The organism is Synechococcus sp. 63AY4M2 (genome assembly GCF_002760475.1).
In the GTDB taxonomy this organism is placed as follows: domain Bacteria; phylum Cyanobacteriota; class Cyanobacteriia; order Thermostichales; family Thermostichaceae; genus Thermostichus.
Map to the genome: position 1 here is coordinate 872,263 of NZ_AXUX01000001.1, position 11,411 is coordinate 883,673.

Consider the following 11,411-nt stretch of genomic DNA (forward strand, 5'->3'; position numbering starts at 1 on the left):
TCGCGCAAACGCATGGTGAAATTGGTATCTCCCACCCGCACCCAGGCGCGGAAGTACCGGTCGCTGGCCGGCCTTTGCCGGACAGTGTTCAAAATCTGTTCGCGCTCCCGCGCATCCGCCACTGCCTGCTGCACCAAAGCCGGGATCCGCTCGTAGGCAATGGGCTGGAAGGTGGGGTGGCGTACTGTGTTGTCCACGTAGCGGCGGGCAAACTGCGGCGCAAAGCGCAGGATCAAGAGCGCCTTGGGCAGATAGAAATCGGATCCCCAGGCCTCTTCCCAGGCCGCTTGCACCTCCTCAGGAGTGGGCAGATTCCCCTGCCTCTGGCGGGCCAAGAGCTCCGCCGGCACCGCAGGGTCAGACCAGGGCACCACCGTCAGGCGAGGCGAGCGAATGCGATCCAGGCGAAAGTTGTGCCAGCCCAGGGATCTGGCAGCGTGCGGGAGCTGGCCGAAGGCGGCCAAGTACTTGGCGCGGCGGGCATAAAACAGGCAAACCGGGTAGGTGAGGACCTTTTGGATCCCGTGCTGGCGAGTTTCGTAATCAAAGCGGATCAGCCCTGCTGCCGGTTTTGTCCAGAAAGCCTCTAGCTGGTTTTGGTATTCGTCCACCCGCTCCTGCTGTTCGTCGGAGAGGATGTACTCAAACCAGACAAAGAGCCGCCGCTGCGAGTGTTGATGCCCCCCCCAGATATCGTCCAGCAACACCTGCACATCGGGATGCACAAAGGCCACGTCGCTGAGGACGTGGTAGATCTGCTCAAGCTGGCTACCCGACAACGTCAAGGCCGAGGCGGGCGTCGGCAAGGGGGGGCGATCCCCGGCGGCACGGCAGCGAAAGTTATCTCTTCGCCTGGAGTTGGCCTCGATTGGCTGCAGCCAGCCCTGAGCGGCCAGGTAGTCCAGCTCTTTGCGCAGGGTGCGGTGGGTCTTCAAAAAGGGCCGGCTGGCCAGCCGCGTCTCCAGATGGGGAACTTCGGCTTTTAAGGCGGCCAGCAGGTCGGGATGCTCCAGCCAAAAGCTCAGAGGCTTCTGGCAAATGCAACTGGGATCCGGGCAGGAGATCCCATGGGGCAAATCCTGCCGGGGGTGGCTGGGCGAGAAGAGGCGATCGCGGATGTGGGTGTAGCCAAAGGTCTCTGGCAGATCCGGCCAACGGTTTTCGCTGTACAAACCCTGGAGCAACACCCAGAGACGCACCGCCCGCTCCAGGCGCTCTGCCAACTGCCCGCCTGCCAGCCAGCGCAACACCTCCACCGTCAAAGGCAACTCCCCTCCGTTCATCTCCCCCTCCAGGGCAAGGCACAGACCAAGGTCGGATCCCTTCGCCCCTACTCTGCCAACAATTGGAAGATCTTGCTTCCAATCTTCCCCATACTGGGGCCAGGCTGTTGTCTTTCTGTCCCAATTTCCATGTCTGCTGTGGCGCTGCAGTTGCGGTCTGGCTATCTGGCCCATTGGCCGCAGAAACCCCATCTTGGGGGGCTACCGTTTCAGGTGATTGAAATCGAGCTGACCCGACCGGATCGGCTGGTTTTCCCGGAAGATCTGGCCCAACTGCGCCTGCCTGGGGGGATCGACCCCCGCTTGGGAGTGGTGCTGAGCGGGCGCGCCCCCATCTGGCTCTACGGCTGGTTGGTGCACGAGTGCCACTTTACCCGCTGGGTGGCCTGCTACGACCCGCGCTTGGGGGCAGTGGTGGTCTCCAGCCATAGCCCAGACGTGCAGGTGGGCGAGATCATTCCCTGGGTGCAGGGCAGGCCAGGCTCAGAATTGGCGGCGGCAGTGATGGTGGTGGGCCCTCCGGATAGCGGCAAAAGCCGCCTGGCCCGCGCTCTTTTCGAGTCCCTGCTGCCTCAGGCTCCCAACGTTTATCTGCAGCGGGCCCACTGGGATGGGGAAGGAAATTGGACGTTGGATCTGCCGCCGGAAGAAGCCAAAATCCTCAAGCACCGCTACCGGGGCCGCCTGACCCCCGATTTTTTCAGCTTTCACGCCCAGGCCATCCTCGCCCTGCGCCAACAAAAAAGCCTGGTGATCGTGGATGTGGGCGGCAAGGTGGATCCGCAAAAGCAGCCGATCCTGGAAGCCTGCTCCCACTACCTGGTGGTCAGCCGGGATCCCGAGGCTATCCCTCTCTGGCACGAGTTTTGTCGAGACCGGGGCAACTTGCGGTGTGTGGCCGTCCTGCACACCGGCCCCTGCCCGGAAGATCTACCCAGGGATCCCAACCAACTGGAGCTGTGCTGGGATCCCGGCTCTCCGCTGCCTGCCGAGCTGGTGCGGGTGGTGCGCGGCTTGGTCGGCTCGGCAGGATAATGGCAGGGAGCTTTCGGCGGCGTGCCGGATGAGATTTTTAGTTAACCGCTTCAGGGTTAGCCTCATGCCCGTAGAGGTAGCTGAGGACAGAGTTGCGCAGGCGATAGTACTGCGGATCCTCCAGAATGCGCTCGCGGTCGCGAGGACGTGGGAAGGGAATAGAAATGACCTGCCCAATGGTAGCTGCAGGGCCGTTGGTCATTAACACCAAACGGTCGGCCAGAAACAGTGCCTCATCGATATCATGGGTGATCATCAAAACCGTGCAGCGATGTTCATCCCAAATGCGCAACAGCTCCTCCTGCAGTTCCTCTTTGGTGATGGCATCCAAAGCCCCAAAGGGTTCATCCAAAATCAGGACTTCTGGTCGAATCGCCAAGGCACGGGCAATGGCCACCCGCTGCTTCATCCCTCCGGAAATTTGCGGGGGATATTTTTGGGCAGCTTCCCCCAGCCCCACCAAATTCAGGTGTTCCTCTACAATTTGATGCTTTTCCGACTGGCTCTTTTGAGGGAAGACCGACTGGACGGCCAGGTAAACATTTTCATAGACCGTGAGCCAGGGTAACAAGGCATATCCCTGAAACACCACCATGCGATCTGGGCCAGGAGCTGTAATCGGCTGGCCTTTCAGCTTCACCGAGCCGCTGGTGGGCTGGGTAAAGCCAGAAACCATATTCAGCAGCGTGGTTTTGCCACAGCCGGAATGTCCAACTATGCAGACAAATTCTCCTGCATCGACCCTAAGATTGATATCTCGCAAGACGGGATACTCCCCCTTAGGAGTTGGGTAAGTCTTGCTGACATTCTCAAGGGTTAAGTAGGGTTCTGCGGCTGTGGCTACTGGGGTAGAGGTTGTCAAGAGGGCAGTCATCGTGGGGTGCTCCAATTCATCGTTTTCTCACAACTGGGAACGTGCTTTTGCAAAGGGAACCTCTAGAGCAACACAGGACGACGATCCAAAGCAACCTCGGCTATGTAAATGTCGTGCTTAATCGCCAAACTGTTGAGGTAAGCCAAGGGATCCTCGCCATTGAAAGGGATCCCGTCGAACAATTGAATGGGCTGCCGTTGGTAAGACACCTCCAGCCCCAGCTCGCGGGCTGCCGTGCTGAACACCCCCACCTGACATACCCGCTCCACGATCTCCACCCAGTTGCGGGGGAAGGGCAGATCCCCCCAGCGGGCCATTTGCGTCATCATCCACAGATGCTCGGTGCGGCTGGGGCGGTTGCCGGCGCCCAGAAAGAACTGATGGTGGGCATATTCCCGCATCGGCATGTCTAGGTCACAGATTAGGCGCTGGGGATCCCCCAGGTGAATGTAGGATGGGTCGGTGCTCAGGTAGGCGCGGCGGCTGAGCAGCTCGCGAATCTCGTCGTGATGGGCCGGGTCTTCACAGTAGCGGCAGGCTTCCAGCAGCGCTTTCACCAAGGCAATGTGGGTGTTGGGATAGGCCCTGGCCCAATCTTCTCGCACCCCCAACACTTTGCCGGGATGGCCCAGCCAAATCTCCAGATCTGTAGCCACCGTAAAGCCACTGCCCTCTAAGGCTGCCCGCAAATTCCAGGGCTCTCCCACACAGTACCCATCGATGTTGCCGGCTGTTAGGTTGGCCACCATCTGGGCCGGTGGCAGGGTTTTCAGCACTACATCGTGATCCGGGTGGATCCCGCCGGCTGCCAGCCAATAGCGCAGCAGCAAGTTGTGCATGGAGCTGGGATGCACCACCCCAAAGGTCAGCCGACGGCTGGGGCTATCCAGGATGTAAGCCTTCAACTGGCTCAGCGTGTGGATCCCTTGCTCGTAGAAGCGCCTGTGCAGGGTAATGGCATTGCCGTTGCGGGTCAAGGTGAGGGCAGTCACCACCGGCTGGGGTGGGTTGTCCCCGCCGCCCAGAGACATCCACACCGGCATGCCGGCGGGCATTTGGGCCGCATCCAAGTAACCTCCCTGGATGCCGTCTTGGATCCCTCGCCAACTGGTTTCCCGCACCAGATTGACTTCTTCCAGGCCGTGTTTGGCAAAAAACCCCTTTTCTTTGGCCACCGCCAACGGGGCGCAGGCGGTCAGGGGCACAAAGCCGATCTCCAAGTTGATCTTTTCTAAACCGTGCCTGGCCACCACGGTGCTGCGGCGGGCCCGCCACTGTTTGATCCGTTTTTGCTGGTTCAAAAAGTAGATGATCTCGCTGCGATAGCTGTAGTAGCTGGGGTGATTGACTACCTCCAACCGGCGGCGGGGGCGGGGAATATCGATGGTTAAAATGTTGCCAATTCGGGATCCCGGCCCGTTGGTCAGCATCACCACCCGATCCGAGAGCAGGACGGCTTCGTCCACGTCGTGGGTGACCATGAGGGTGGTCATCTGGTGTTCTTCGCAGATGCGCATCAACTGCTCCTGCAAATTCCCGCGCGTGAGGGCATCCAAAGCGCCAAAGGGCTCGTCCAACAACAACACCTTGGGCCTCACAGCCAAAGCGCGAGCGATGGCTACCCGCTGCTTCATGCCCCCTGACAGTTGAGCCGGGAACTTATCCGCCGCCTGCCGCAAGCCGACCAGATCGATATGTTCTTCGACAATCTGCTGACGCTCTGCCGGGGAGTAGTTTTTCAGCACAGCGTCTACCGCCAGGGCAATGTTTTGTCGAACCGTTAGCCAAGGCAAAAGCGAGTAATGCTGAAACACCACCATGCGATCCGGGCCGGGAACGGTGATGGTGTGTCCATCCAAAGCCACGATCCCTCCGGTAGGCAGAGACAACCCCGCCACCATGTTCAGTAGGGTGGACTTGCCGCAGCCGGAGTGGCCGATTAAGGAGACAAACTCCCCGCGGTGAATTTGGAGATCGATCCCTTTGAGGGCTAGATATTCTTGGCCTCCAGGCAGACCAAACGCTTTTTCCACTTGCTCTACACTGACCAATACAGACACAGAAGACCTCCCCACCTGTAGATATTGCTCAGCAACTCGGATCCCAGACCTCAGTTCTACTCTTTTTGAAGAGCTGATTGGGGCTAACACTCAAAGACAATGTAAGAGGGATCCCAACTCAATTGGATGGACATGCAGTGAAAAGATCTGCAAACGAGGCTAGCGATTGGCTATTTTGTTTTGCAGGGCAGCCACCAGTCGATCCAAAAGCAAGCCCACCGCCCCAATGTAGATGACAGCAACGATGATCTCAGTCACGTAGTTCTGCTGGTAGGCATCCCAGATGAAAAAGCCGATCCCTGGCACGCCGGACATGACAATTTCTGCAGCAATAATCGCCAGCCAGGATAGGCCAATGCCAACCCGCAAACCTGTGAACATGTAGGGCAAAGCAGAGGGCAGCAGCACCTTAAAAAAGAAGTCAACTTTAGAAAGCCTCAGCACTCTAGAAACGTTGATGTAGTCTTCCGGGATCTGTCTCACCCCCACAGCCGTGTTGATGAGAATGGGCCAAATTGAGGTAATAAAAATAACGAACAGGGCAGCCGGCTCATTGCGTTGCAAAGCAGCCAAGGAGATGGGCACCCAAGCCAAGGGAGCCACCATGCGCAAAAACTGGAAGATGGGATCCAAAGCGCGGTTGATCCACATGCTGCTGCCCACCAAGATCCCTAGGGCAATGCCCACCAAAGCGGCACTGCAGTAGCCGATGACCACCCTTTGCAGGCTGGCCAAAGTTTGGCGCAGCAGCCCTTGGTCGAGGTCGCTATTGCGGTACAGAGGATGCAGGATTAGGTAGCGGCTGCGCTCATCCATCCACACATCCCAGGGCCCCGGCAGCCGAATCAGGTTGGCGCCGGACAAAAGTTGCCAAATCAACAAAAATCCCACAATGCCAACCACGGGAGGGAGGATCTGATCTCGATACTTGGCAAAGTCGAACTTGGTTGTCGAGGGCTTTGCCGGAGAAGAAAGTGTCGTCGTCATGGCTCCTAGAGAGGATAGAGTTTTACAAAGTTCTCTGTTTCTGCGCCTTCGAAACACCTCGACTGAGGGGTTCTACAAAGTTCTGGAATCAGAGCATGAACTTGGATCAGCTTTGCCTTTTCCTTGGACGGGCAAGCACAGGGACTGCAAACTCGACAAAACTCTCACAGCAATCAGCAAAATCAGCGCCCCCATTGCCATTGAAAGGATGAGCCTGTCCCAGTAAAGCTTGGCTGGTCTCTCGAAGCAGGGATCCCTGGAGTGTTCTCGCGGAACGTGCAGCAGAGCTAACATGGCCGATCCTCAACATAGTGTTCAGAACCATTCAAAAGGCGCAAGGCTGACAGTCTCTATCAACCCGATGTGAGCAGAAAGCTCGGCCCAGCCTTTTTTAACTCGATGGGATCCCGCGAATGGGCAGGATTTCTGCTACACAAGAAACACGTCTGTGTTGACCTGAGCCGAGACTAGGCCCTCTTGATTTTCAGGCTGTTCAAGTAGGCCTGGGGATCCTGGGGGTCAAACACCACACCATCGAAGAAACGCTCCGTTCCCCGCGAAGTGTTGTTGGGAATATTCTTCACTCCCAGCGCTTGGGCAGCCTCCCGCCAGAGATCTTCGCGGTTCACCTCATCCACCAGACGGCGGGCAGTATCCAAATCCTTGAGGAAGCGAGCGTGGAAGCCCCAACGCAGCGATTCGGTCAAGAACCACAGGTCATGGCTCTTGTAGGGATAAGAGACGCTGCCCCGCCCATCTTCCCAGTACAGAGGCCCGGCGTTGAAATCTTGAACAGCCGGCTTGCCATCTCCCAATTCGTACTTGCCCTGGAAGGGAGGCGTGAGAACCTCGACCGGCACATTCAGATAAGCGCGCCCCGAAAGGATGCGCGCCAGCTCTTCACGGTTGGCCGGATCGTCGCACCATTGCTGCGCTTCCATCACAGCCATCAAAACTGCTTGTGTGGCTCTGGGGTTTTGCTCCACCCAGTCGGCGCGAATGGCCAAGTATTCTTCGGGGTGAAAAGGCCAGATCTGCTGGGTGAGGGCCGCCATAAAGCCGATCCCATCGGCCACAATCCGGTAGGGCCAGGGATCCCCGGTGCTAAAAGCATCCATGGTGCCATTGCGCATTCCCTGCACCGTTTCGGCAGAGGGAACCGCCAACAGGTCGATGTCTTGATCCGGATCTACCCCCCCAGCAGCAAACCAGTAACGGATCCAAAAATCTTGATTGACGTTGGGGAAGGTATGAGCGGCCTTGAATTTGCGTTTGTTGCTGGCGCTGAAGTTTTTGATGTAATCCGCGGCTCCCGAGATATCCAGCCCCAAACCCTTGCCAGCATGCATTCCGGCAATGGCAATCCCGTTGCCTTGGGTGATCAACTGACACAGAACTGCCATGCGCACCGGCTGATTGTTGGTGATGGCGCCAATGTGGATCATGTGAGGCATCGGCATCTGCCACTGGCCACCGTCGATTCCCCCACCCGCTGAGCCGATGACCACGTTGTCACGGGCTGCCGGCCAACTGGCCTGCTTCAAAACCTCTACACCGGTCATGCCATGCTTGTCGAAAAAGCCCTTCTCCTTGGCGATGATCAGGGGGGCAGACTCCACAATCGGTATAAAGCCTAACCTGAGATTGGGGGTTTCTGGGCCGCTGGCCTGGGCAACCCAGTAGCCTGTGCTGGCCCGTGCTAAGCTGCCACTCACGAGTCCACCCACGGTGGCCGCACCCGCAGACAGCAAAAAGTTACGACGTGACGTCATGCTCACCTCATCGAAAGGATATGTGAAGGCAAGAAGGAAGCTTTCCAGTTCAAGTCGCCTGACCCATGGATTTCCTTCGTGAAATCTCAAGAAATCCTTAAATCTCAGCTTGGTTGATATCCTAAGGGCAAATAAATATAGAAACAATACAATTATTATTTTGGTAAGCATAGACTTCCGTTTATCATTGTTGCGATGGCTTAGGTCTCAATGGCGTTTCCTCTAACGGCGGCTTGCTCTGGGCAAAACAACTCAACAGATTGGGGATCCCTGCCCCATGGCGGCTATCACTGGGATGGCTGTGCCGAGCCGTTTTTCGAGGGCTGGTACAGCCGCGTCACCTTGCCCGGGGATCCGCCCATTAGCTTTGCCTTCATGTACGCCATCGATCCCAAGCGAGGGGGCATGGCTCAGGTGTTGGGGCCGGAGGAGGAGTTGCATTGGCGCACCTTCCCCAATCCCCGCCGCTTTTGGGCCAGCTCAACCCATCTGGCCTTGGGGCACTCAGGGATCCCAGGCCCCGGCTGTCGCGGCCTTCAGGATCCCTTCACCTTCTTCCAGCGCACCGCCAGCGGCTACCAATACACCGCCCACCTCAACCAGGGGATCCTGCCAGATCCTGTCAGAGGCGAGGCCATCCGCTGGCTCTATCGCATTCAACTCTGCTCTGCCTACGGGATCCCGCCGCGGGCCACCATGGGAGCCTGGTCTTATCTGCCCATCTTCGAGCCGGGCTGGCAGATCCTGATGAGCCACGGCCTGGCCAGCGGCTGGGTGGAGTGGCGGGGCAGGCGCTTCGAATTCGAGCAGGCCCCCGCCTACGCCGAAAAAAACTGGGGACAAAGCTTCCCTCGCCGCTGGTTTTGGATCCAGTGCAACGCCTTTCCCAACCATTCCGGCCTCAGCCTCACCTGCGCCGGAGCCGAGCGGCAGGTGCTCACCCGCCCCGAAGAAGTCGCCCTGATCAGCCTGCACGGCGGGGGATCCCAGCCTTTTTTGGAGTGGCGGCCCGGCCAAGCTCGGCTAACCTGGCAGGTGGATCCCTGGGGATCCTGGCAGGTGCGCGGCGTTGTACAGGAGTTCCATTTGTGGATCGGCTGGCCAGACCTGCCATCCCCTGGGATGGATCCCGTCAAGCCCCGAGAGCCTCCTTGGCCGCATACATAACCTCTAGGGTGATCTCGGTCAGGCCACGCTCGCGGGCAAATTTTTCGGTGTTGCGTTTCACCTTGCCGCGCACAAAGCCGGGCACTTTGTTCAGCTCCGCCTGGGCTTCTCGCGTCCAGATGAGATCGGAATCGGCGCTCAGGCTCTTGTGGATCACTTCTTTGGTGTCGTGGCCGCCGAAGACCTCCAGCAGGTGATCCTCCATGCCCAGGGTAAAGGAGTTGTAGATTAGGTCCACAATTTGGTTGGCGCCCTCATACCCCAAAAAGGGCCGGTAGCCGATGGGAAAATCTTGCACGTGCATGGGCGCCGAGATTACCCCACAAGGGATCCGCAGCCGCTTGCCCACATGCCGCTCCATCTGGGTGCCGAAGATGGCGGCAGGCTCCACCTGGGCAATGGCATCGGCTACGCGGGTGTGATCTTCGGTCAGCAGCACCTGATCGCAATACCCGCCCACCTCTGCCTGGAACCACTCGCCATCGTAGGTGCAATAGCTGCCCGCCCAGACCACATGAACCCCCATCTCGCGGGCCAGGATCTTGGTGATGGCTGCCGCATGGGTGCAATCCCCAAAGACCACGGCTTTTTTGCCGGTCAGATTTTGGCAATCGATGGAGCGGGAGAACCAAGCCGCCTGGGAAACGTAGAGGGTCTGCTCCTGGATGTAGGGCTCGTAGTCCACCGGGATCCCTTGCTCGTTGAGAACCTGCTGGATCTGGCGGATGAAGCGGGCTGTTTCCACCACCCCCATGGGGGTGATCTCCACATAAGGTGTGCCAAACTGCTCCTGCAGGTAGCGAGCCGTCATCGGCCCCAGTTCCCGGTAGGGCACCACGTTAAACCAGGCCCGCCCCAGGTGCTTGAGATCGTGGACGCTGGCCCCCTGCGGGATCACCAAATTGAGCTCGATCCCCAGATCCTGGAGCAGCTTTTTCAACTCCCGCAGATCGTGGGCATGGTGAAAGCCCAGGCTGGAGATGCCGAGGATGTTGCAGGAAGGACGCTCCGTCCTCCGGGGCGGGCCGCTCAACTCCCCACTTTTGCGGGCTTTGTTGATATAGAACTCCACAATCTGGTGCAGGGTGCGCTCGGCGGCCTGCAACTCGTTGACCCGATAGTGGTTGACATCGGCCAGCAGCACGTCACAGCGGCTGGACAACTGCGCCTGCCGCACAAAGTGATGCAGATCCTCCTGCAAAATGCTGGAGGTGCAGGTGGGGGTAACCACAATGAGATCAGGCTGCTCCTCGCCGTCTTTGCGGACGATGTTGCGAATCACCTTCTCGTCCGATCCCCGCGCCAACACCTGCCGATCAACGACGCTGGTGGTTACCGGGGTAAAGTCCCGCTCCCGCTCTAGCATGGAACGCATCACGTTGAAATAGTCGTCCCCCAGGGGAGCGTGCATGATGCTGTGAACGTTTTTGAAAGAACTGGCCACCCGCAGCGTGCCGATGTGGGCGGGGCCAGCGTACATCCAATAGGCCAATTTCATGGACAGCCTCTCAAATGAAAACCGAGGCAAGAGCCGGGATCCCAATCCGCCGCCGACTTCTCACCCGCTGCAAATCTCTTCTGGCATTGTAGAACGCCCGGCAGCCGGGATCCCTTGGCCGTTATCCTCCGTAACTCCCGGCCACGGCGATTGTAAACATCATCGATCAAAAGCAAAACGGCCCTTTCAAGACAGCGACAATTACGGGGATCCCTCTACCCTGACTTCAAGGCCTGTTCCATGCTGGAAATAGGGGCAGCAGCCCTGGACTCCGCTTGGCAGCTTGCCGGCGAAGAACCCAATTTCCGTAGCTTTCGTTACAGATTAACTTTTGAATACAAAATGTGTACCTCTACAAACTTGAGCAGAGATTTTGGGTTACCCAGGCAAGTTTTTGGCCAGCCAAGGCAGACTGAGTCTGGAGAGAGGCTCTTCTGTTTCCCTGGATACAAACCTGGGCAAAGACCCGGGCAGAAGGGCGTGGCTGCTGGAGAAAGCGAACACCCTTTGAGGTGTTGAGGTGAAAGGCCATGGGCTCTACCACGATTTCTTGGCAACGTGATCGGAAAGCCCCTCAGGAGCAGATGGATTCCATGACTGTCACATATCTTAAGTCTGCGGCTTGCCTGCGCAACTGGCTGCAGGCGCCCTTGCAACCGATTCGAGCGGCAATTGACAGCATTGAAGTTCAGGATCCCCGCTTGGCCCACTTTTTGTGTCGGTGGATCCCGGCCC

8 protein-coding genes are annotated in these 11,411 nt (G+C 58.3%); 2 read left to right on the plus strand and 6 right to left on the minus strand.

Annotated features, from left to right (window positions below; genetic code table 11):
• A partial coding sequence (locus tag SYN63AY4M2_RS03835; protein ID WP_206337002.1) for a TIGR03985 family CRISPR-associated protein occupies positions 1-1,283 on the minus strand: 1,283 nt, incomplete at its 3' end.
• Between the two features lie 129 nt (positions 1,284-1,412).
• On the opposite strand from SYN63AY4M2_RS03835, the gene crn3 reads away from it, so the two are divergent.
• Complete coding sequence (crn3, locus tag SYN63AY4M2_RS03840) at positions 1,413-2,318, plus strand: CRISPR-associated ring nuclease Crn3/Csx3 (protein WP_099887482.1); 906 nt, start codon at positions 1,413-1,415, stop codon at positions 2,316-2,318.
• 37 nt (positions 2,319-2,355) lie between these two features.
• On the opposite strand, the gene SYN63AY4M2_RS03845 is transcribed toward crn3, so the two are convergent.
• From SYN63AY4M2_RS03845 to SYN63AY4M2_RS03860, 4 genes are all read right to left on the minus strand, one after another.
• A complete protein-coding gene (locus tag SYN63AY4M2_RS03845; protein WP_099812314.1) occupies positions 2,356-3,192 on the minus strand; it encodes a nitrate ABC transporter ATP-binding protein in 837 nt (278 codons plus the stop codon).
• 62 nt (positions 3,193-3,254) lie between these two features.
• Entirely contained in the window at positions 3,255-5,252 is a 1,998-nt protein-coding gene (locus SYN63AY4M2_RS03850; protein ID WP_099887222.1) for a nitrate ABC transporter ATP-binding protein, read from the minus strand.
• A gap of 159 nt (positions 5,253-5,411) precedes the next feature.
• Complete coding sequence (ntrB, locus tag SYN63AY4M2_RS03855) at positions 5,412-6,239, minus strand: nitrate ABC transporter permease (protein WP_099834626.1); 828 nt, start codon at positions 6,237-6,239, stop codon at positions 5,412-5,414.
• Between the two features lie 467 nt (positions 6,240-6,706).
• Positions 6,707-8,011 (minus strand): CmpA/NrtA family ABC transporter substrate-binding protein, encoded by a 1,305-nt coding sequence (locus SYN63AY4M2_RS03860; protein WP_099812311.1) that lies wholly within the window; start codon positions 8,009-8,011, stop codon positions 6,707-6,709.
• Positions 8,012-8,221: 210 nt separating this feature from the next.
• On the opposite strand from SYN63AY4M2_RS03860, the gene SYN63AY4M2_RS03865 reads away from it, so the two are divergent.
• Positions 8,222-9,178 carry a tocopherol cyclase family protein gene (locus SYN63AY4M2_RS03865; protein WP_099887223.1) on the plus strand — a complete coding sequence of 319 codons (957 nt, stop codon included), beginning with the start codon at positions 8,222-8,224 and terminating at the stop codon, positions 9,176-9,178.
• On the opposite strand, the gene bchB is transcribed toward SYN63AY4M2_RS03865, so the two are convergent.
• Positions 9,144-10,676: a ferredoxin:protochlorophyllide reductase (ATP-dependent) subunit B gene (gene bchB / locus SYN63AY4M2_RS03870; RefSeq protein ID WP_099887224.1), complete on the minus strand. Its 1,533-nt coding sequence runs from the start codon at positions 10,674-10,676 to the stop codon at positions 9,144-9,146. The two genes, SYN63AY4M2_RS03865 and bchB, sit on opposite strands and share 35 nt — an antisense overlap.
• Positions 10,677-11,411: the final 735 nt, after the last annotated feature.